At 72.5% G+C, this 20,861-nt stretch carries 17 protein-coding genes; 10 read left to right on the top strand and 7 right to left on the bottom strand.

Annotated features, from left to right (window positions below):
• Positions 1-58: 58 nt before the first annotated feature.
• From ACEN96_RS13845 to ACEN96_RS13810, 8 genes are read left to right on the top strand one after another with little or no spacing between them, the layout of a single operon-like run.
• Complete coding sequence (locus ACEN96_RS13845; protein ID WP_495583673.1) at positions 59-700, top strand: type 4 pilus major pilin; 642 nt, start codon at positions 59-61, stop codon at positions 698-700.
• 11 nt (positions 701-711) lie between these two features.
• On the top strand, positions 712-1,146 hold the full coding sequence (locus ACEN96_RS13840; protein WP_495583672.1) for a toxin co-regulated pilus biosynthesis Q family protein: 435 nt from the start codon (positions 712-714) through the stop codon (positions 1,144-1,146).
• On the top strand, positions 1,143-2,795 hold the full coding sequence (locus ACEN96_RS13835) for a secretin GspD/PilQ domain-containing protein (protein ID WP_495583671.1): 1,653 nt from the start codon (positions 1,143-1,145) through the stop codon (positions 2,793-2,795). The genes ACEN96_RS13840 and ACEN96_RS13835 overlap by 4 nt, the downstream gene beginning before the upstream one ends.
• A complete protein-coding gene (gene pilO2, locus ACEN96_RS13830; RefSeq protein WP_495583670.1) occupies positions 2,792-4,228 on the top strand; it encodes a type 4b pilus protein PilO2 in 1,437 nt (478 codons plus the stop codon). The genes ACEN96_RS13835 and pilO2 overlap by 4 nt, the downstream gene beginning before the upstream one ends.
• Positions 4,185-4,892, top strand: a complete 708-nt coding sequence (locus ACEN96_RS13825; protein WP_495583669.1) for a hypothetical protein — start codon at positions 4,185-4,187, stop codon at positions 4,890-4,892. Before pilO2 ends, ACEN96_RS13825 begins: the two co-directional genes overlap by 44 nt.
• Complete coding sequence (locus tag ACEN96_RS13820; RefSeq protein ID WP_495583668.1) at positions 4,889-6,694, top strand: GspE/PulE family protein; 1,806 nt, start codon at positions 4,889-4,891, stop codon at positions 6,692-6,694. The genes ACEN96_RS13825 and ACEN96_RS13820 overlap by 4 nt, the downstream gene beginning before the upstream one ends.
• Positions 6,695-6,697: 3 nt before the next feature.
• Positions 6,698-7,774 (top strand): type II secretion system F family protein, encoded by a 1,077-nt coding sequence (locus ACEN96_RS13815; RefSeq protein ID WP_495583667.1) that lies wholly within the window; start codon positions 6,698-6,700, stop codon positions 7,772-7,774.
• A gap of 11 nt (positions 7,775-7,785) precedes the next feature.
• The gene (locus ACEN96_RS13810; protein WP_495583666.1) at positions 7,786-8,316 is read left to right on the top strand and encodes a lytic transglycosylase domain-containing protein; all 531 of its coding nucleotides are present in this window, start codon (positions 7,786-7,788) and stop codon (positions 8,314-8,316) included.
• Here the strand turns inward: ACEN96_RS13810 and paeA are convergent.
• Positions 8,258-9,580 carry a polyamine export protein PaeA gene (gene paeA / locus ACEN96_RS13805; protein WP_495583665.1) on the bottom strand — a complete coding sequence of 441 codons (1,323 nt, stop codon included), beginning with the start codon at positions 9,578-9,580 and terminating at the stop codon, positions 8,258-8,260. The two genes, ACEN96_RS13810 and paeA, sit on opposite strands and share 59 nt — an antisense overlap.
• A 108-nt stretch (positions 9,581-9,688) precedes the next feature.
• Entirely contained in the window at positions 9,689-10,186 is a 498-nt protein-coding gene (locus tag ACEN96_RS13800) for a SixA phosphatase family protein (protein WP_495583664.1), read from the bottom strand.
• Between the two features lie 156 nt (positions 10,187-10,342).
• On the opposite strand from ACEN96_RS13800, the gene ACEN96_RS13795 reads away from it, so the two are divergent.
• Complete coding sequence (locus tag ACEN96_RS13795; RefSeq protein ID WP_495583663.1) at positions 10,343-13,951, top strand: ATP-binding protein; 3,609 nt, start codon at positions 10,343-10,345, stop codon at positions 13,949-13,951.
• Here ACEN96_RS13795 and ligD read toward each other — a convergent pair.
• Positions 13,929-16,649, bottom strand: a complete 2,721-nt coding sequence (ligD, locus tag ACEN96_RS13790) for a DNA ligase D (RefSeq protein ID WP_495583662.1) — start codon at positions 16,647-16,649, stop codon at positions 13,929-13,931. The two genes, ACEN96_RS13795 and ligD, sit on opposite strands and share 23 nt — an antisense overlap.
• A 46-nt stretch (positions 16,650-16,695) precedes the next feature.
• Complete coding sequence (gene ku / locus ACEN96_RS13785) at positions 16,696-17,715, bottom strand: non-homologous end joining protein Ku (protein ID WP_495583661.1); 1,020 nt, start codon at positions 17,713-17,715, stop codon at positions 16,696-16,698.
• Positions 17,716-17,844: 129 nt separating this feature from the next.
• Here ku and ACEN96_RS13780 point away from each other — a divergent pair, with 129 nt between their 5' ends.
• Positions 17,845-18,597, top strand: a complete 753-nt coding sequence (locus ACEN96_RS13780; protein WP_495583660.1) for a phosphoribosyltransferase — start codon at positions 17,845-17,847, stop codon at positions 18,595-18,597.
• On the opposite strand, the gene ACEN96_RS13775 is transcribed toward ACEN96_RS13780, so the two are convergent.
• The 3 genes from ACEN96_RS13775 to ACEN96_RS13765 form a co-directional block, all read right to left on the bottom strand.
• Positions 18,594-18,938, bottom strand: a complete 345-nt coding sequence (locus ACEN96_RS13775) for a hypothetical protein (RefSeq protein ID WP_495583659.1) — start codon at positions 18,936-18,938, stop codon at positions 18,594-18,596. The genes ACEN96_RS13780 and ACEN96_RS13775 overlap by 4 nt on opposite strands.
• Positions 18,938-19,528, bottom strand: a complete 591-nt coding sequence (locus tag ACEN96_RS13770; RefSeq protein ID WP_495583658.1) for a hypothetical protein — start codon at positions 19,526-19,528, stop codon at positions 18,938-18,940. Before ACEN96_RS13770 ends, ACEN96_RS13775 begins: the two co-directional genes overlap by 1 nt.
• Positions 19,529-19,715: 187 nt before the next feature.
• Complete coding sequence (locus ACEN96_RS13765; protein WP_495583657.1) at positions 19,716-20,816, bottom strand: cell division protein FtsZ; 1,101 nt, start codon at positions 20,814-20,816, stop codon at positions 19,716-19,718.
• Between the last annotated feature and the right edge of the window lie 45 nt (positions 20,817-20,861).

The raw sequence follows: 20,861 nt of genomic DNA, 5'->3' as shown, positions 1-20,861 counted from the left end.
ACCCGCCGCAACCGGCGGGCGCGCCGTCCCCCGATGTCCCTGCAAGGAGGCCTGTTCCATGAAATCCCACGCACCCTTTCTTCCCGTCCGCGCCCGGATGCAGCGCGCCGTCCCGCGAGGGCAGCGCGGCGTCACGCTGCTGGAACTGCTGATCGGGATGGGGGTGATCATCGTCGTCATGGTCATGGTGCTGGTCGGCATGCGCAGCCTGAATGCGCAGATCGACCGCTCCGCCCTGCTGCGCCAGCTGCCGCAGACCAAGCTGATCATCGCCGGCATGGGCAATGCCGACCGCACCGACCTGGAGGGCCTGACCACGGCGGCCGCGGTCAAGATGGGCGCCTTCCCCAGGGACATGGTCAGGGAGGGAGACAAGGTGTTCCACCAGTTCGACGGCCAGATCTTCGCGACCGGCCTGACCAAGGACATCCCGCCGCTGCAGAAAGGCCGCGCCTTCGCGATCTCCTACGCCGCGATTCCCAGGGCGGAGTGCGCCAGCCTCGTGCGAGGCCTGGCCATGCTGGCCGAAGGCGTCTGGGTCGACACCAAGGCCGAGGCGCCCTCGGGCGAGATGACGACCCCGGACAAGATGCTCAAGACGCCGGGCAGCGCCGCGCCGATCGATGTCGCCAGCCTGGTCGCGCAATGCAACCCGACCGGCGCCGACACCGTCACGATCCACGCGCTGATCGGCCCGTGAGCCGCGGATCCATGATTCCTCGCCCCTCCTTCGCCGCTGGCGCGGGCTGCCTGGCACTCCTGTCCGCCGCGGTGCTCGCCAGCGTGGCGCGGGCCGAGCCGGCCGTCATGCCGCTGCCTTCCGCGCCCTCCTCCACGCCCGCCTCCGCGCCGGTGCCCGCGCCCCCCTCGCCCGCGCGCGCCGAGTGGACCTTCACGCATGCCGACGGGACCGTGCATCACGCGCTCTCGCGCTGGGCGCGCGAGGCCGGCTGGCAACTCGTGTGGGAAGTCGATCGCGACTTCCCCATCGACGCCGAGGTCACGCTGCGCGGCGATTTCGCCGAGGCCCTGCACCAGGCGATGAGCGCCTTGCACGGCACCGACTTTCCGCTGCAGGCCCGGCTCCAGCCGGCCTCGCGCGTCGTGCGCATCGGGCGATTCCTGCCCGAGGGGGCGCGGCAATGAGCCCCGCTCCCCATCCCGCGCGGCCCACGCGATTCTGCGCGGCCGCGCTCGCGGCGCTCCTCGGCGCCTGCGCGCTTCCGGCCGCGCGCGAGACGGCGCAGATCCACGAGCGTCTGGCCGGGCGGTCCCAGGACCTCCAGTCCCGCCTGCGGGAGTCGCCCGCGCCCGCGCGGCTGCTCGTCGTCGATCCCGTGCCGCGCTTCACGAGCCGCTCGATCCCGCTGCGCCGCGAGGAAAGCCTCCCGGCCCGCCTGGGCGATGTCCGGCTGCACGTGCCTGGCCGCCTGTCGCTGGCCGCCGCCGCGGAGCTGCTGTCGCGCACCATCGACCTGCCGGTCCTCATGACGCCCGACGCGCTGCACGATGCCGCCGACTACGCGCCCGGCGCCGCCGCCCGGCCGGCCTTCGACGCCGGCGCGGCGCTCGCGGACGAGGCCGGCGCGCGCCGCCTGGCCGCGCAGGCCGGCGCCCGCCAACTGGACGTGCCGCCCTCGGCGCACCGCAACACCGTCGAGATCGACCACGCCGGCCCCTTGCGCGCGCTGCTGGACCGCATCGCCGCCCAGGCGGGCCTGCAGTGGGTCCATGCCGGCGGGCGCATCGTGTTCTCCCGCGTCGTCACCCGCGCGCTGCCGGTCAAGGCGCTGCCCGGTGGACTGGACGCCAGCGCCGCCTTCGACGTGCTGGGCGGCCCGGAGGGCGGCGCCGGCACCGCCAAGGTCGATTTCAGCGCCCAGAGCGACTACTGGCACGGCCTGGCCGACGTGCTGCGGCCCATGCTCTCCCCGGCCGCCTCGCTGCAGGTGGACCCGCGCGCCGGCCTGGTCACCGTCACCGACGCGCTGATCAATGTCGAGCGCGTGCAGGCCCATCTGGACGCGCTCAATGCGAACCTGCTGCGCCAGGTGGTGCTCGAGGTCGAGGTGCTGCAGGTCAGCTTCTTCGACGAGTACAGCCACGGCATCGACTGGCACGCCGTGATCGGCCGGCTCGACCAGGGCAACCGCCTGCAGGTCTCCGCGCCGGCCGCGCTCGGCCCGATGAGCGGCGGAACGGCGGCCGCGCTGGGCTTCGTGCTCGGGCCGTCGGCGTCGCGCGGCTCGGCGAGCGAATGGATCGCCAAGGCGCTGCAGGAGTACGGCCGCGTGTCCACCGCCTACTCCAGCGTCGTGACCACGACCAACCGGATGCCGGTGCCGCTGGGCGCGCTGCAGACGCGCTCCTACGTGCAGCGCTCCACCGCGGCGACGCACAACCCCATCACCGGCCTGACGACGCCCGGCGCGCTCGAGTCCGCCAAGCTGTCCACCGGCCTGGGCCTGACGGTGCTGCCGGTGATCCTCGATTCCAACCTGGTGCTGCTGCAGACGGCGCTGCAGGTCAGCGAGCTGCGCCAGCTCAGGGCCTTCACCAGCGGCACCGGCGACTCGGCGCAATCGGTGCAACTGCCCGAGACCATGAGCTTCAGCGCGATGCAGCGCATCAGCGTGCCCGCCGGGCGGACGCTGGTGCTGACCGGCTTCGAGCGCGAGCAGGCCCAGCTCGACGACGCGGACATCGTGCGCGGCCTGCTGCCGCTGGCGCGCCGCGGCGCGCGGAGCAGGCAGGGCACGGTGGTGCTGATCACGCCGCGGCTGGTGGAGCCGTGAACGCCCCTCGCGCGACCGCCCCCTTGGAACCCGGCGTCGCGGCCGTCGTCGACATCGCCGGCCTGCCGCTGGCCTTCGGGCTGGAATGGCAGCCGCTGACGCGGCCCGCGGACCTCGCGGCCGAGTGGCGCCTCGCCCGCGCCGCGGGATTCCACTTCGCGGCGGGGCTGCCGGTTGGCGGTATCGCGGGCGGCATCGCGGGCGGCATCGCGGGCGGCATCGCGGGTGGCCTCGTGGGCCTGGCCCGCCGCATCGACGGCGCGCGGCGCGCCCAGCGCGCCCAGCGCGCCTATTCAGCGGCGGCGCTGCTGGTCACGCGCTTCTCCGATCACGGCGCCGAGGCCTGCCTGATCGGCGCGGGCCGGCAGGTCGGCTTCGTCGGCCTGATGGACCGGCGGCCGGTGCCCGGCTTCGATCGGCTGCTGCCGGACCTCGACGCGGCCCAGGCGCTGCTGCGCGAGTTCCGCGATCTGCATCCCGGACAGACCGTGCGCGTGGCCAGCCATCTGCCGGGACAGGGGCGCGTGGGCGAGGCGCTGTCCGTGGACCTGCTGTTCGAGCGCCCCGACCCGGAGACCCGCCTGCGCCCCCTGCCTGGCCGGGAGCGCCGCGTGGCGGCCATCGCCGCGCTCGCGGCCGGCGCGCTGCTGGCGGCGGGCCTGGGCGCGGCCTGGCTGATGCGGCAGCACGAACAGGAGCGCCTCGCCGCCGATCAGGCCCGCGATGCCGCCGCGACCGCGGCGAACCGGGCGGCGCAGGCGGCCCGCGAGCGCGCCGGCCAGGTCGCCCGGACCCTGGAGACCGCGGGCCGGCCCGGTTCCGGCGCGCTGGATCGCTGGCGTGCCGCCATCGCCCTCATGCCGCTGAACCGGGCCGGATGGACGCTGCGCCAGCTCACCTGCAGCCGCGTCGACGGGTGCATCGCGACCTGGACGCGGCATCACGGCACGCTGGCTCAGCTCGATGCCACCTGGCAGGCCTCGAGCGAGCCGCGGCCGGGCGCCCTCGCCGCGCCGGTCCTGGCCATCGAGCGCCAGTCGATGCCGGACTGGCTGGCGGCCCCGATGCCGGCGGCGCTGCCGGGAACCGCCGAGCTGCCCTCGGACGCCGAGGCCCTCACGCCCGGCGCGCTGCCGCCGCTGCGCGACGCGGTCAATGGCTGGGGCAGCCGGCTGCAGGAGCTGATGCTGGTCGGCGGCGGCGCCGCGCTGCTGGACGCCGGCGTGCCGCTCGTGGCGGACGCCGCGGACGCCGCGGCCGGCTCGCCTCGCGCGATGCGTCTCGCGTGGCGTCTGAAGGACGGCCTCTGGTCGCTGCCGCTGCTGCAGATCCCCCCTTATGTCGTCGTCGACTCCCTGACCTTGAACCTCGGCGACTCGCCGCTGTCCTATGAACTTTCCGGATCGTTGTTCGCCGTCGGCGACCGCTATTGACCTCATCGATCTTCCGCCGCCGGCCCGGCCGGCGCTCTCCCTTCGCGGCCCCATTCCGCGCCGGCGCGCGGTCGCATGGCTCGCCGGCGCGTCGTTCATGGCGGCCGCCGCGGCCTCGCCGGTCCTCGATCGCGCCCCTGCCGTGACGCTGCGCCAGTTGGTCGAGGCCGCGCAGCGCCACAAGGCGGACGAGCTGGCCACGGCGGCCGCGAAGCTCGCCGGGCGTGCGCCCGCGCAGGGCAGCCGGCCAGGGGCCGGGCAAGCCGCCGCGCGCGAGGACGCCGAGGCGCCCCGGCTGTGGACGCTCCAGGGGGTCGGTCCGCGCTGGCGCGCCGAAGTGCTGCATCGCGGCCGCGTGCACCGGATCGACGCGCCCATCGACGCCGCCGTCCGCATCGGCGCGTGGCGGGTGGTGGAGCTCGCGCCGGAGGGCCTGATCCTCGAGCGCTCGTCCGGGGCGGCGCGGGAAGCACGGCGACTCGTGCTGGCGCCGCCCTGCCGAGGCACGCTGGCGGCAGCCTATGGCTTCGAGACGCCGTCCGGGCGGCGGGAATCGCCAGCCCAGGCCCTGTCGCTGACGGCCGAGGAGCAGGACGCGCTGCGCCAGGCGGCCGGGCTCCCGCCCGTCGACGGGGCGGCTCCGGTGCCGGAGGTCTGGCCATGACGCGCCACATCGACGATCCCTCGGGTCTGCCGCCCTTCGAGCGCCTGCTGTCCGTCCCGGCCGACGAAGCGCTGGAAGCGGACCGCGGCGGACTGCTGCCCGTGCCGGCAGGCAAGCAGGACCGGCTGGCCGCGCTGGCGTTGCCGGGTGGGCGGTTCCTCGTGGTGTCCGCGGCCGGCGAGGTCCATCAGCCGGATTGGTATCGCCTGGTCCAGGCGGGCAAGGCGCGAGGACTGAGCTTCGCCGGCCATCTCACCGCCGAGGCCCCGGTCTTCGCCGCGCTGAGCGCCGGCGCCGCCTTCGCGGCCGCGGAGGCGGCCGCGGGCGCGCCTCCCGCCAAACCCACGCTCGACGAGCGCCACGCCGCCGAGAGCGCCCGCGACATCGACGCGCTGGTGGCGGGGTCGTCGCCGATCGAATGGTTCCGGGGCATCGTGCGGCGCACCCTCGAGGCCGGCGCCAGCGACCTGCACCTGGAGCTGCGCGGGCCGGTCGCGCTGGCCCGCGTGCGGCTCGACGGCCAGATGCGCCTGCTGGGCCGGCATCCGGCGCGCGCCGCCATCGACGGCGTTTCCTCCGCCTACACCATGCTGGCGGAGGAGCGTTCCCGCACCGAGGTCGCCTTCAACGGCGCCGTGCCGCAGGCCGCCATGATTCCGCTGGACCTGGCCGGCCAGCGCCTGACGCTGCGCTACCAGAGCCATCCGGCGGTCGGCGGCATGGACGTGGTGATCCGGCTGCTGCGCGCGTCGGGCGGCGCCGCCGCGGCGGGCACGGATGGCCGCGAACCCGCCGCGCGGGCGACCGGGCGCTCGCTGGCGACGCTGGGTTTCACGCCCTGGCAGGCCAGCCAGTTGCATCAGGCGCTCGCCTCAGCCTGGGGCGGCGTGTTCGTCGCCGGCGTCACCGGCTCCGGCAAGACCACCACGCTCAACACCATGATGGCGATGCTGGCCCGCGAGGGCTCGCGCAAGCTCTTCACGATCGAGGATCCGGTCGAGTACGAGACGCCCGGCGTCAGCCACCTCTCGATCCAGCGCGGCGCGTCCGGGGGCGCCGACCCCTTCCACGCGGCGATGCTCGCGTTCCTGCGGATGGACCCGGACGTCGGCCTGTTCGGCGAGATCCGCGACGGGCTGTCGGCCTCGATGGCCCAGGGCGCGATCCAGAGCGGCCACAAGATCCTGTCGACGGTGCATGCCACCTCGGCGCTGGGCATCGTCGGCCGGCTGTCGTCGCGCCTGCTCGGGCTGGCGCGCGAGGACCTGTGCGATCCGGAATTCATCTCCGCCCTCGTCTACCAGGTGCTGATGCCGGTCAACTGCGAGCACTGCAAGAGGCCGGCCGCGCAGGTCATGAGCGCCGACGCGCTGCGGGTGTTCCAGGCGGGCTTCGGCCTCGATCCCTTGACCATTCACTGTGCCAGCGCGCGCGGCTGTCCGCACTGCCGGCGCTCCGGCATCGACTACGGCGATGGCGCGCCGGGCCTGGAGGACGGCGGCGCCACTCCCCCGTCCGGCGAGGCCCGCAACGGCACCGCCGGCGTCAAGGTCGGCGCCGAGGTGATCGTCCCGGACCTGCGCCTGCTGGACCTGCTGCGCCAGGGCCGCGACGCCGAGGCCCGGCGCCATTGGCGCCGCCGCCGCAAGGCGCCGTTCACCGACGCCGACATGGACGGCAAGGACGCCTGGGGGCATGTGCTGTACGACGTGGCCCATGGGCGCGTCGATCCCTTCCATTTCGAGCGGACCTTCGGCAGCGCCCTGCTGCTGGCCAAGATGCTCGGCGACGACGAGGACTGAGCGATGACGCCGCTGGACTGGCTGCTGCTGCGCCTGGCCGCGCGACGGCTGCGGCGCCGGCGCGGCGATTTCTACTACGACCTGGCGTCGGCGCTGGAGGACCGCGTGCCGCTCTTCACCATCCTGCGCAAGCTCGAAACCCGCGCCCGCCGGCGCTCGCGCGGCGACATGCTGCTGTACCGGCGCATGCTGCGCGCGGCCATGGGCGGCTCGCTGGCCCGGGCGCTGCACGGCGTGGTCCCGCCCACCGAGGTGATCATGATCGACGCGCTGCAGGGCGGCGGCGACGAGCGCCTGGCCCAGGGCCTGCACTTCCTGTCCACCACGGCCGAGAAGGTCGACGGCATGTTCCGCGCGGTGCGCAAGGCCGTGGCCTATCCGCTGCTGCTGCTGGGCGCGATGACCGTCATCCTGGTGGCCTTCTCGCTGCAGGCCGTGCCCGTGCTGGCCGACCTGCTGGACCCGCAGCGCTGGCCGCCGCTGGGACGCGCGCTGCACGCGGTCGCCTGGACGGTGCGTCATCACGGACTGGCGCTGGGGGGCGCCGCGCTCGGGGCCGCGGCGCTCTTCCTGTGGGCCCTGCCGCGCTGGCAGGGCCGCGCGCGCCGCTGGCTGGACCGGCATCCGCCCTTCAGCCTCTACCGCGATTTCTCCGGGGCGATGCTGGTGATCTCGCTGTCCTCGCTGATGCGGGCCGGCGTGTCGCTGCGGGCTTCGCTGGAGCGCGCCGGCCGCTTCAGCGCGCCCTGGATGCGCTGGCATCTGCGCCAGATCCTGGCGCGCCTGTCCGGCGCCGAGGCCGCGCAGTTCGGCCGCGCCTTCGCCACCGGCGTGCTCCCGCCGGCCATGGAGGAGCGCGTGCAGGACGCCGCCGAACGCCGCGATCCGGTCGCCGCCTTCGTGCGCATCGGCATCGGCTCCATCGACCGCCTGCAACTGGGCATCGCCGACTCCGCCGCGCGGCTCAACGCGGCGCTGATGATCGCGGCCGCGGCACTGCTGCTGTTCCTGCTCGGCGGCTTCCTGTCCACCGTCATGGAAGCGCAGCAGAGCCTGCAGGCGGAAATGGGGGGCCTGTGAGGCGCGCGCGGGTGGCCCTCGTGGCCCTCGCGGCGCTCACGGCGCTGACGGCCCTCCCGGCCCTCGCCGCGGGCCTGGCGCCAGCCCAGGCCCGGACGGGCGACGCGTCACGCTTCGACCGCTGCTTCCTCGCCGCCGGCCGGCGCTATGGCGTGCCGCCCTTGCTGCTGAAGGCGATCGCGCGACAGGAATCGGGCTTGAATCCCGCGGCGCTGAACCGCAACACGAACGGCTCGACCGACATCGGCCTGATGCAGATCAACTCCTCCTGGCTGCCGGCGCTGGCGCGCCATGGCGTGCGCGAGGCCGACCTGCAGGTGCCCTGCGCCAACATCCTGGTGGGGGCCTGGATCCTGGGCAGCAACTTCCGGTCGATGGGCCGCAATGTGCAGGCGCTGGGCGCCTACAACGCGCGCGATCCGGCCCGGCGGCTGGCCTATGCCCGGCAGGTGTTGCGCCACTACGCGGCGCTGCGCGCGGAACTCAGTCCGCCGCGTCCCGGGATCCCGCCGGCGCCGGCCCGCCCACGCGCGCGATCATGACCTGGTCGACGCGGTGGCTGTCGACGTCGACGACCTCGAAGCGCCAGCCGTGCCATTCGACGACATCGGTGCGCTTGGGGATGCGCCGCAGCATCACCATCAGGAAGCCCGCCAGCGTGTCGTACTGCCCCGGATGGGGGAAGTCGTCCACGCCCAGCGCGCGCTGCACATCGGGGATCGGCGTGATGCCGTCGGCCAGGAAGCTGCCGTCGTCGCGCCGGATGATCTGCTGCTCCTCCTCGTCGGTGGAGACCATCGACCCCATCACCGTGCTCATCACGTCGTTCAGCGTGATCACGCCCACCACCAGCGAGTACTCGTTGACGATGACCGCGAAGTCCTCATGCGCCTGGCGGAACTGCGTCAGCACCTCGGCCAGCGTCAGCCGGTCGGGCACGATCAGCACCTTCTTGATCAGCGCCGGCTCGGCCCGCAGCGAGATCACCTCGCCCCGCAGCACGCGCTGGAACAGGTCGGTCGCGTCGACATAGCCGACGACCCGGTCGATCTCGCCATCGCAGACCAGGTAGGTCGAGTGCGGCGAGTCGGCGATGCGCGTGCGCACCAGCGCCTCGTCGTCGTCCAGCGAGAAATACACGACGCGCTCGCGCGAGGTCATCGAGGACTCGACGGTCCGGGTCTCCAGTTCGAAGACGTTCTCGATCACCTGCTGCTCCGCGGCCGCCAGGACGCCGGCCTGCTGGCCCGCGGCCGCCAGGGCGAGGATGTCGTCATGGGTGATGGTGTTGTCCGGACTCACCGGCCGGCCCAGCAGGCGCAGCAGCCCGTCGGAGATCAGGTTCAGCGCCCAGGCCACCGGCCGCAGCACCAGCGTCAGGAACAGCATCGGCCGCACCAGCGCCATCGCCACGCGCTCGGGCTCGTTCATCGACAGCCGCTTGGGCAGCAGGTCCGCCAGCACGACGAAGAGCGTGGTGACGCAGACGAAGGACAGCGCGAAGGCCGCGCGCTGCGCGGTGTCCACGTCGATCAGCGGGCGCAGCAGCGTCTCGAAGTGCGGCGTCAGCGCGCCCTCCCCGACCACGCCGGCCAGGATCGCCAGCGTGTTGACGCCGATCTGCACGACGGTGAAGTAGTAGCCGGGTTGTTCCTGGACCTTCAGCACCTGCGCGGCCCGCGGGTCGCCCTCGTCCGCCAGCTGGCGCAGCTTCAGGCGCCGCGAGGCGGCCAGCGACAGCTCCGCCATCGAAAAGAACGCGCTGGCGGAAATCAGCAGGAAGATGAGGAACAGGCTGGAACTCAAGGCGGCTTTCGGAACGCGGAAGCCGCCAGTGTAGCGGGCGCCCCCCGAGAGACACCGCCCCCCATCGGGGCCAGTGCGGCGGCCGCGGACCGTCCATTGGAGGGAGGCTCACGGCAGATCGGGGGAGCGGACCGCCAGCACGGCCACGCCGGGACGGTCCTTGGGATCGCGCTCGCAGCGCAGCCACCAGAAGCCGCCCTTGCGCAGGCGCCAGGGGGTCTTGCGCGCCAGCTGATCCAGCGGCACGCCGCCGACCAGGTGCGCCAGCGCCAGGCCCAGCGTCGGCTGGTGGCCGACGACCATCACCGGCGCCTTCGCCTCGGCCCAGCCGGCCGCGCCCAGCAGCGCCGCCACACCGCGCTGGGGCGCGAGGGCGTCGCTCAGCTCGACCTTGCGCCTGAGGTCCTGCACCGTCTGCCGGGTGCGGACCGCCGGGCTGACCAGCACGCGGGTGTCCTTGGGCAGATGCTTGTCGAGCCAATGCGCCATGTCGCGGGCCTGGCGTTCGCCGCGGGCGGTCAGCACGCGCGACAGGTCGTCCATGCCCGGCGCGGCATCGGCGGCTTCCGCGTGGCGCCAGAGGATCAGGTCCATCGATTCCGGCACGTGCGCGCTCCAGGTCTGGCTTGGTCGAAGCGTTCTTGCGGCAACTTGCGCTCCCGCGGGCCGAAGCCGGCCCCGCGCCGGCCGGTGCGCCACGGGCGCGCCGTTTGCTCGACGGCGCAAGACCCGCTCCTGGCCCTGACAACGGATTCACCGCCGATGCAACGACAGCCCGCCGGTCCTGCCGGCCTGCCCAGCGCGCGCGCCGACGAGACGGCTTCCTCCGCCCCGCCCTCCGGCCCGCCCCGGCGCCAGCATTTCCTGGACGGCGGCGGCGAGATGGGCGCGCGCATGCGCGCGCTCGACTGGGCCGCCACGCCGCTGGGCCCGCCCGACGGCTGGCCGCAGTCGCTCAAGACGGTGATCCGGATGATGCTGGACTCCCGCTACGCGATGTGGATGGCCTGGGGACCGGAGATGACCTTCTTCTGCAACGACGCCTACCTGCCGACGCTGGGCGTCAAGCGCGACTGGGCGCTGGGAGCGCGCTCGGAGCGCGTCTGGGCGGAGGTCTGGGACGCCGCCTACAGCCGCATCCGCCATGTCCAGACCACCGGCGAGGCGACCTGGGACGAGGGCCTGATGCTGGTGCTGGAGCGCAGCGGCTTTCCGGAGGAGACGTATCACACCTTCTCCTACAGCCCGGTGTATGACGACGCGCTGCGGGTGAGCGGCATGCTGTGCGTCGTCACCGAGGTGACGGACCGGGTGATCGGCGAGCGCCGCCTGCATGTGCTGCGCGAACTGGCCGCGCGCTGCGTGGGCGCGGAGCACGCGCAGGACTGCGCGCACCGGGCCTGCGAGGCGCTGACCGCCTTCCCGCTCGAGATCCCGTTCGCCGCGCTCTACCTGATGGAGCCCGGCGGCCACTCGGCGCGGCGCGCCGGCTGTCCGCAAGCCGGCGGTGGTCACGGCGAGGCGCTGCCCGGGGACGGGCTGCCGGAGCGCCTGTCCCTGCGGGAGCCCCCGCCGGGATGGCCGCTGGCGGCGCTCGCGAACGGGACGCAGCAGGGGACGCAGCAGGGAACGCAGGGGGCGCAAGGGACGCAAGGAGAACGCGCGCAAGTCCTTTCCCTGGCGGAGCTGGGTCTGACGCGCGCGCTGCCGCCGTGGCCGGAACCGCCCGCGCAGGCGCTGGTGCTGCCGCTCGGGGGTCCCGGCAAGGACCTCGCGGGCTTGCTCGTCGCCGGCGTCAGCCCGCGGCGGCCGCTGGACGAGGCGGCCCGCCACTTCCTGGACCTGGTGGCCGGCCAGGTGGCCGCGGCGCTCGCCGACGCCCGCGCCTACGAGTCCGAGCGCCGCCGCGCCGAGGCGCTGGCGGCGCTGGATGAGGCCAAGACGCTGTTCTTCTCCAACATCAGCCACGAGTTCCGCACCCCCTTGACGCTGATGCTGGGGCCGCTGGAGGAGCTGGTGACCTCGGACGGCCTGGACGCGGCGCAGCGCGACCGGCTCGCGCTGACGCTGCGCAACGCCCGGCGCCTGCAGCGGCTGGTGACCTCGCTGCTGGACTTCTCCCGCATCGAGGCCGGCCGCGCGCAGGCGCGCTGCGAGGCCACCGACCTGGCGGCCTTCACCCGCGACCTGGCGAGCACCTTCCGCTCGGCGATGGAGCGCGCCGGCCTGGCCTTCGAGGTCGACTGCGCGGCGCTGGACGAGCCGGCCTGGGTCGACCGCGAGATGTGGGAGAAGGTCGTCCTGAACCTGCTGTCCAACGCCTTCAAGTTCACGATGCGCGGCCAGGTGACGGTCCGGCTGCGGCAGGACGGCGACGAGCCGCGCCTGGCGGTGCTGGAGGTGGCGGACACCGGCAGCGGCATCCCCGCCGACCAGTTGCCCCGCGTCTTCGAGCGCTTCCACCGGGTCGCGGGCGCCGAGGGGCGCACCCACGAGGGCTCGGGCATCGGCCTGGCCCTGGTGCAGGAGCTGGTGAAGCTGCACGGCGGACGCCTGGAGGCCGCCAGCGTCCATGGCCAGGGCTCGATCTTCCGCGTGCTGCTGCCGCTGGGGCAGGCGCACCTGCCGCGCGAGCGGATCGACACCGCCCCGGCGGTCTCCGAGGCCGCGCCGGCCGCGGCCGACACCACCGGCGCGCGCGCCTTCGTCGAGGAAGCGCTGCGCTGGCTGCCCGCCCCTGAGGCGGTGCCAGGCCTTCCGGCCGGGTCCGGGCCCGCGCGGATCGCCGCCGGCGAGGCGGCGGGCGGACGCCGGCCCTTCGCGTCGACCTTCGGCTCGCGCGTGCTGATCGCCGACGACAACGCCGACATGCGCGCCTACCTGCGCGACCTGCTCTCGCCGTGGTACGCCGTGGAGCTCGCCGCCGATGGCCTGCAGGCGCTCGAGGCGGCGCGCCGCGCGCCGCCGGACCTGGTGCTGAGCGACGTCATGATGCCCAGGCTCGACGGCCTGGCCCTGCTGACCGCGCTGCGCAACGATCCGCGGCTCAGCGGCGTGCCGGTGCTGCTGCTGTCCGCGCGCGCCGGCGAGGAGGCCCGCATCGAGGGCCTGGACACCGGCGCCGACGATTACGTGATCAAGCCCTTCTCGGCGCGCGAGCTGCTGGCGCGGCTGGGCGCGCTGCTCGAGCTGCGCCGCCTGCGCCAGGCCACCGAGGCCGCCTTCCGGCTGAGGACCGAGCAGTTCGAGACCCTGCTCAATGAGGCGCCGATGGGCGTGTTCCTGGTCGCGCACGATGGCGAGGCGCTGCGCATGCGCGAGGCGAATCCGACCGCGCGGGCCACCTTCGGCCATCCGCCAGGGCTGATCGGCGAGCGCTTCGACACGCTGGTGGAACGGCTGTGGGGCAGGCCGCTGTCGGACCAGATCGTGGCGCTCTTCCAGCGCACGCTGGCCACCGGCGATCCCTACCAGACGCCGGAGTTCGTCCAGGAGCGCAGCGACCTGGGCGTCACCGAGGCCTACGAATGGCAGATCAACCGCATCCCGCTGGCGGATGGCGCGCCGGGCGTGGTCTGCTACTACCGCGAGATCTCGGCGCGCCTGAAGGCGCGGCGGCGGCTGGAAGCGGCGGACCGGCAGAAGGACCAGTTCCTGGCGATGCTGGCCCATGAGCTGCGCAACCCGATCGCGCCGATCCGCAGCGCCGGCGACGTGCTGTCGCGGCTGGGTCTGCCGGACGAGCGCGCGCGCAGGATGGTCGAGATCATCCGCCGGCAGGTGGAAACGCTGACGCGGCTGGTCGACGACCTGCTGGACGTGTCGCGGATCACGCAGGGCCGCATCGAGCTCCAATGGGGCACGGTGGCGCTGTCGGAGGTGATCTCGCAGGCGGTGGAGACCGTCGAGCCGCTGATGGACGAGCGCCGCCATGACTTCTCGGTGACCACGCCTGGACGCAGTCCGCGCGTGCGCGGCGACCAGGCGCGCCTGGTGCAATGCGTCGCGAACGTGCTGACCAACGCCGCGAAGTACACCGATCCGGAAGGCCGCATCGCCCTGACGCTGAGCCTGGAGGCGCCGATGGCGGGCGACGCGGGCACCGCGCTGATCGCGGTCAGCGACAACGGCGTCGGCATCGCGCCGTCGCTGCAGGCCACGATGTTCGACCTGTTCGTGCAGGGCGACCGCACGCTGGACCGCTCGCAAGGCGGGCTGGGCATCGGACTCTCGCTGGTCAAGCAGCTGATGGGGATGCATGGCGGCGGCGTCACGGTCCACAGCGAGGGGCCCGCGCGCGGCGCCCGCTTCGAACTGCGCCTGCCCGTGATCGCCGTCGATCAGCCGGTCACTTCAGACCAAGCCGCTTGAGCCCGGCCGTCAGCGTCTGGCGGCAGGCCGCGTAGTCCTTCCAGGGATCCTCCTTCTGGAAGCTGAGGCGGTCGCGGGCGTTGGCGATGGTCCACTGGTCCCCGCGCTTGACCTCGGCGAGCTCGTCCCAGTCGATCGGTATCGACACGCCCATCCCCGGGCGGGCGCGGGCCGAGAACGCGGCGGCGGTGGTCTGCCCTTCCCCGTTGCGCAGGTAATCCGGAAAGATCTTGCCGACCCGGTTCCGCGGTCCGCTCTTGGCGGAGAACTGCTTCGGGAAGGTCGCGGCGAGGTGCTGCACGACAGCCTGGCTGAAGGCCTTCGCCGTGGCGTGGTCGTGACGCCGCTCGAGCGGCACGACCACGTGCAGGCCCTTGCCGCCGCTGGTCTTCAACCAGCTGCGCAGGCCCAGCTCCTTCAGCAGCGCGCGCGTGATCAGCGCCGCCTCGACGACCGCCTTGAACGCGACGCCCTCGCCCGGATCGAGGTCGACGATGATCCGGTCCGCGCGGTCCAGGCGGTCCGCCTGCGCGTTCCAGGTGTGGAACTCGATCGCGTTCATCTGCGTCAGATGCATCAGGGCCGCCGCGTCGGGAATCACGATCAGCTCGTCGCCCTCGACATGCTTCTGGAAGAACAGCTGCCCCTCGATGCCATCGGGCGCGCGCACGATCGCCACCGGACGCTGGCCCAGATGCGGCAGTAGCCATTCGATGACGCTCTCGTAGTAGCGCACCAGCTCGATCTTCGTGTGGCCGGTGGACGGGTCGATGACGCGGTCGGGATGGGTGATGCGCAGCTCGCCGGCCGCCTTGATCGGCGGTTTCGACTGCGCCGCCTCGGCCTTCGCGGCCTTGGATGCCGGTGCCGCCTTCGCCGCCACCGCCGCCACCGCCGCCTTCGCCGCCTTAGTTGCCTTCGATGCCTTCGATGCCTTCGATGCCTTCGGCGGCTTGACCTCTTGCGCCGGCTTCGCCGACTCGCGTCCGACCTCCGTGGGCGCCTTGTCCTCGCGTTCGCCCTGGAAGGACGCATGCCGGATGTGGCCCTCCGGCGTCCACTCGGCGAAGGCCACCTCGACCACCCGCGCCGGTTTCACCCAGCGCGCCGCGCCGCCGGAGCGGCCGCTCATCTTGGCCCAGTGGCTGCGCGCGATCGTGGCCTCGTCGAAATGCGGCTTGCGGATCTCGATCGCGCTCAGGCGCTTGTGGAGCTCGGCGGCCTGCGCCTGCGACCAGCCGGTCCCCACGCGGCCGGCGTAGCGCAGCTCGCCGTCTTCGTAGTAGCCGAGCAGCAGGCTGCCCAGCGCCTTCGCCCCATCGGAGCGATCGGTGAAGCCGACGATCACGAACTCCTGCCTCAGCTGGCATTTGAGCTTGACCCAGGTCTCGCTGCGCGAGGAGACATAGGCGCTGTCGGGGCGCTTGAGGATCAGGCCCTCGAGCCGCATCTGGCAGGCCGCGGCGAGCATGTCCTGCGGCGGCACGGCGAAGTCCTCGCTGAAGCGCAGGCGCTCGCCCTCGTGACCGGCCATCAGCGCGCGCAGCACCGCGCGCCGGTCGATCAGCGGCACCTCGCGCAGGTCGTGGCCATTGAGGAAGGGCACGTCGAAGAGGAAGTAGACGATGTCCTCGTGGCGGGTGCGCTTCGGGTGGCCGATCGCGTTCTGGAGCAGGTTGAAGTCGGGCGCGCCGTCGTCGCGCAGCACGACGATCTCGCCGTCGAGCCAGGCGTTGTCGACGTCCAGCGCCTGGATCGCCTCGGCCAGCGACGGCAGCCGGTCGGTCCAGTCGTTGCCGCCGCGGGTGATCAGCCGCGCCTTGCCCTTGTCGACGCGCGCCATCAGCCGATAGCCGTCGAACTTGGCCTCCGCGATCCAGTCGCCGGGCGGCGTCGCGCTGACCAGCGTCGCGAGTTGGGGGCCGAGCTCCGCCGGGAGCCTGGCCTTCTTCGCGCGGCTCAGGTCGGGCGTCCCGGAGCCGGCCGCGCCGGGGGCAGCCGGTCCGTCCCCCTTGCCATCGCCCTTGCCATCGCCCTTGCCCGCGCGCTCTTCCGCGAGTCCGAGCGGATGTTGGATCACGCTGTCGGGCAGCGCGACGGTGACGTCGTACTCCGCATGCGGCCGCTCCAGCCCGTCATGCTTCTTGATGAGCAGCCACTGCTCGCGCTTGGACGCGTCGCGCGAGGTGCGGACCAGCTGCCACAGTCCGGCGAGCTTCTGCCCATGCAGCCGGAAGACCAGCTTGCCGTCGCGCAGGCCCTGTTCGGCGTCGCCCTCGGGCTCCCAGGTGCCGTTGTCCCACACGATCACCTCGCCCGCGCCGTACTGCTTCGGCGGGATCGTGCCCTCGAAGCCGCCGTAGGCCAGCGGATGGTCCTCGACATGGATCGCCATGCGGCGCTCCTTCGTGTCGTAGGACGGGCCCTTGGGCACGGCCCAGCTGAGCAGCACGCCGTTCAGCTCCAGCCGGAAGTCGTAGTGCAGATGGCTGGCCCAGTGCTTCTGGATCACGAAGGACAGCGTCCCGGGCTTGGCGGCGCGTCGCGGCGCCTTGGCCGCGCTGGCGGGACTGGACGTCCTGGACGTCTTGCGCGCCGGGCGCGACCGCTGCCCGGCGTCGTCGGGCTCGGGCGTGATGCGGAAGTCCCGCTTCTGGCGATAGCGGGACAGCGGATCCTGGCGGGTCGAGGTCGGCATGGCAGCGGTCCTGGAGCGGTCCTGGGGCGGTGGTCCGGGCCAGCGCTCAGGCGGACTTCTTCTTCGACTTGCCGCCGAGACTGCGGCGCAGCAGCTCGGTGAGGTCGACCACGTTGCCGCCCTCGCCCGCGGCCTCCGGCGCGGCCTCGAGCGGCGTGACGGTCTCGGTCTCGCCTTCCTCGACCTTGCGCGCGATCAGCCCGCGGATCGCGGCCGTGAACTCGTCGTGGTAGTCCTCGGGATGCCAGTCGCTGCTCATCTCGTCGATCAGCTGGCGGGCCATCTGCAGTTCGCTGGGCTTGAAGCCATGGGCCGACCTGCCTTCGGCGGGCAGGTTGAGGTCGTCGCAGGGGCGGATCTCGTTGGCCCAGCGCAGCATGCCGATCATCAGCGCCGGCCCGGCCGGCAGCAGCGCCGCCAGATGCTCCTTGCTATGGATCACCAGGCGCGCGATCGCGATCAGGCCGGCATCGGACATGGCCTCGCGCAGCAGCGCGTAGACCTTGCCCGATTTGCCGATCGGCTCCAGGTAGTACGGCTTTTCCAGGTAGACGAACGAGACCTGCGTGGCGGGGACGAAGGTCTCGATCTCGATGGTCTGGGTGGTGGTGGGATAGGCCTTGCGGATCTCGTCGTCGGAGACCAGCACGTAGTCGCCGTTGTCCTGCTTCACGCCCTTGACGATCTGCGTCTTGTCGATGTCCTTGCCGGTGCGCTTGTTGATGCGCTTGTAGCCCACCGGATCCATGGTGCGCTTGTCCAGCCAGTCGAAGTCGACGCGCTGGTCGCGCGAGGCGGGGTACAGCGCGACCGGCACGTGCAGCAGGCCGAAGCTGATCGCGCCCTTCCAGATGGCGCGCCGCGCGGCCGGCGCGTCGTCGCTGTCGCCGCGGGCGGAGCCGCCCTCGCCGCCCGACTTGCCGCGCGAGCCGCGGTCCGCGTTGGAGGCGCGCTTGCGCGCGGCCCCATGCGTCGTGCGGTGGGTGCGGTGGCTGGCGGACGAGCCATGCGCCGGGCGCGACGCGCGGGTCGCTCGGGAGGACGTGGATGCGGAACGGCTGGGCATGCGGACCTCGACATCGAAGGGGTCGGAAGAGTCCCGTGAGCGGCAAATGGCGCGCCCGCGATGGCTGCCTCGGCGGGCATCCGGCTTGCTCTGAACTGGGGATGGAAACGATGTCGTTGCGAGCCCATCATGTCCCCCGAGACCCACGCCATGCTGCCCGTGCTGCCCTCCCTCGACATGCCGGATACCCCGGCGCGGCCGCAGCCGCTGCCGGCGCTGGGACACAGCTTCGTCGACCGGCGTGATGCCGGGCGGCAGTTGGCGCAACGGCTGGGCGCCTACGCGCATCGCGACGACGTGATCGTGCTGGCGCTGCCGCGCGGCGGCGTGCCGGTGGCGGCGGAGATCGCGCGGGCGCTCGACGCGCCGCTGGACATCCTGGTGGTGCGCAAGCTCGGTCTGCCGGGCCAGCCGGAGTACGCGATGGGCGCGATCGCGTCCGGCGACGTGCGGGTGCTCAACACGCAGGTGATCCAGCAGCTGGCGATCAGCTACTCGGCGATCGACATCGTCACGCGCGCCGAGCTGCGGGAGCTGCACCGGCGCGAGAAGCTCTATCGCGGGGATCGGCCGATGCCGCTGGTGGCGGGACGGCAGGTGGTGCTGGTGGACGACGGCATGGCGACGGGCGCGTCGATGCGCGCGGCGGTGCATGCGCTGAGGGAACTGGCGCCGGCGAGGATCGTCGTGGCGGTGCCGGTGTCGGCGGCGGAAACCTGCCACCTGCTGGGGCAGGACGCGGACGAGGTCATCTGCGGGCAGACGCCGGAGCGCTTCCGCTCGGTCGGGCAGTGGTACGAGCGCTTCGAGCAGACGACGGACGAAGAGGTGCGGCGCTTGCTGACGGCAGCCTCCGAGTCCACCACCGTGGCGAAGGCCTAAGCCGCAGCGAGTTGCGGTTTCCCGAGCTCATCCGAGGCGGCGGTGCGCAGCAGGTCAATGAAAGGGTGAGCTGCCAGGAAGGCCTGAAACTCCGGGTCTTCGGTGAGCAGAGGGCGCTCCACGCTCGCGGATAGATCGAGATCTTCCTTGCGGGAGTGCCAGATCGCATAAACCCGGCCCAGCTGACGATTGGTACGGAACTCAACGGGCGGCGGCTCCCAATCCGCATGGGGGTGCTGATAGGACCGCAGGAGCGTGACGGTCCCGGCATCAATGAGTTCCAGTTGGAGTTCCTGCCCACGGAACGGTGGCACGCGCACGGGCATCTGGACGTGTTCCATCAATTCCTCCGATGCATCAGCTCGTCGTGCGCCGCCCCGAGAACCGCGCGCAGACGAAAGTCGGCGTCCTGCTCGTACAGCCATGCGGCTTCTTGCTCAATGGGCGCGTCATACAGGCGATGCCCCAACAACACCTCCAACGGAGTCGCCCAAGCCAGCATGTTGTTGGGCGCCCTGAAGAACGACGCGAAGTGCTGTTCGGTCATCCAGGTCTCCCCGGCGTCGATGGCTTGGTAGAAACGGGCGAGGACGGCCTTCAGCGGCTTGCCGGCCACCTGCGGCAATGCCTGGTAAAGGCCGTAGAGCCGATATCGCTTGGATCGGCTGAAGAAACTGAACAGTTGTCGATCCCGATCCATCTGCTCGACGACCGTTGGAGCCACCTCGAGAAGTGCCGCCAGTTGCCCTTTCGATCCAAAGGTGGTGCTGAGGATGAAGACATGCGGGTTGACCTCCGGTGCCGGATCACTTGGGAAGGCCAATGCATCGATCGAAGACGTCGCGCTCGACGGCTTCGAGGTTGGAACGGTTCGAGATTCAAGGGTTTCGATCACTTCGTCACCGCGCCTCGTTGCCAAGGCCGCGTCCATCCACACAGAAGTCCCTCACTGTGCCGATCCTTCGTTCGGGACGCGATGACCGAAATCCCTGCGAACCAAGCCGATGCCTAGATGAACACGCAGTCGCGCCCACTCGAACTTGTGCGTGATGCTGCCAGGCGCGGCCCAATGCAAACGGGCGCCCGAAGGCGCCCGTTGTCGTCGGCGATGGCCGCTCTCAGCTGAACAGCCGCCGCGCCACCGCGCTGCCCGCCGCGATATCCCGCGCCGCCAGCGATTTGTAGAGCTCCGCCAGCTCCTGCCCGATCGCCTGGAACGCATGCAGTTGCAGCACCTGGCCGCGGTCGTCGCAGACATCGGCCTCGAAGTCGCGCGCCAGCGCGCGCGCCGCCTCCTGCCAGTTGGCGAACGGCTCCATCGCCTCCGGCGTCTGCAGCACGTCCAGCGCCAAGGTCAGCTCACGCAGCGACGAGGCCTGCGGATCCTCCGCCAGCGCCGCCTGCGCGTCGAAATTCAGCGTCAGCAGCGGCGGCGCGCCTTCCTCCGACGCCGGCAGCACCAGCCGGCCCGGCATCGATCCCGGCACGAAACCGTGCCGCAGCGCCCCCTGCTGCACGAAGCCCAGCGTCCACGCCGCGCCGCGCGCCCGCAACACGATGGCCAGCTGCGCGTCGTGGCCGGCGGCGAACTGGTCCAGCTCCCTCGCCCGCGCCACCACGTCCAGCATGTCGGGGAACTCCGGCATCGCGCCGATGCCGTCCGCGAAGCCCTGGATCTTCTGCACGAACTCGGAGTACTCGATCTCGTTGAGCGCCCCGCTGCGGTTGGCCATCTGCAGCCCGGCCTGGAACTCGCTGTAGCGCTGGCCCGGATGCGGCAGCTCCCATTCGCCGCTGTCGGCGTTCAGGCCTTCGACCTGGAAGGGCTTGGTCCCCGCGCGCCGGCTGCCCGGCAGGTGCGACAGCGCCATCTCGCCGCTCACCGGCGACTCCGGCGTCAGCATCGCGATCGCATCGATCAGCGCATCGATGCGCGTCGAGGACTTGCGCGTGCGCGCCACCGCCGGCACCGTCTCGTCCAGCGTGCGCAGGTCCGGCAGCGCGGCGCCATCGGGGGTGCCGTCCAGCGTGATCGCCGGCTCGCGCTGGGCGCCACCGGCGCCCAGGCTCGGCTCCTGGCGGTCACCCGCGGGCACGATCGGCTCGGCGCGCCGCGGGCCCGCCTTGCGCGCGCTCCACCAGCCCTGCGCCAGCAGCCCCACCAGCACCACGCCGCCCAGCGCGGCCAACAGCGTCGTCAGGTTCCAGTCCGTCGTCATCGCTCATCTGCTCCTGCGGCCCCGCGCGCCTCGTGCACCACGTGC

The sequence above is a fragment of the Roseateles sp. Mitsp63 genome (assembly GCF_059491535.1).
The sequence above is the reverse complement of the archived record's forward strand: the minus strand, read 5'-3'. Positions and strand labels throughout refer to the sequence as shown.

Bases quoted from the DNA above. Each gene is read 5' to 3' on its own strand.
- ku (WP_495583661.1), bottom strand. From the start codon at position 17,715: ATGCCCAGCCGTTCCGCATCCACGTCCTCCCGAGCGACCCGCGCGTCG.
- ligD (WP_495583662.1), bottom strand. From the start codon at position 16,649: ATGCCGACCTCGACCCGCCAGGATCCGCTGTCCCGCTATCGCCAGAAG.
- ACEN96_RS13770 (WP_495583658.1), bottom strand. From the start codon at position 19,528: ATGGACGCGGCCTTGGCAACGAGGCGCGGTGACGAAGTGATCGAAACC.
- ACEN96_RS13780 (WP_495583660.1), top strand. From the start codon at position 17,845: ATGTCCCCCGAGACCCACGCCATGCTGCCCGTGCTGCCCTCCCTCGAC.
- ACEN96_RS13825 (WP_495583669.1), top strand. From the start codon at position 4,185: ATGAACTTTCCGGATCGTTGTTCGCCGTCGGCGACCGCTATTGACCTC.
- ACEN96_RS13765 (WP_495583657.1), bottom strand. From the start codon at position 20,816: ATGACGACGGACTGGAACCTGACGACGCTGTTGGCCGCGCTGGGCGGC.
- ACEN96_RS13835 (WP_495583671.1), top strand. From the start codon at position 1,143: ATGAGCCCCGCTCCCCATCCCGCGCGGCCCACGCGATTCTGCGCGGCC.
- ACEN96_RS13775 (WP_495583659.1), bottom strand. From the start codon at position 18,938: ATGGAACACGTCCAGATGCCCGTGCGCGTGCCACCGTTCCGTGGGCAG.
- ACEN96_RS13795 (WP_495583663.1), top strand. From the start codon at position 10,343: ATGCAACGACAGCCCGCCGGTCCTGCCGGCCTGCCCAGCGCGCGCGCC.
- ACEN96_RS13815 (WP_495583667.1), top strand. From the start codon at position 6,698: ATGACGCCGCTGGACTGGCTGCTGCTGCGCCTGGCCGCGCGACGGCTG.
- ACEN96_RS13820 (WP_495583668.1), top strand. From the start codon at position 4,889: ATGACGCGCCACATCGACGATCCCTCGGGTCTGCCGCCCTTCGAGCGC.
- ACEN96_RS13840 (WP_495583672.1), top strand. From the start codon at position 712: ATGATTCCTCGCCCCTCCTTCGCCGCTGGCGCGGGCTGCCTGGCACTC.
- ACEN96_RS13845 (WP_495583673.1), top strand. From the start codon at position 59: ATGAAATCCCACGCACCCTTTCTTCCCGTCCGCGCCCGGATGCAGCGC.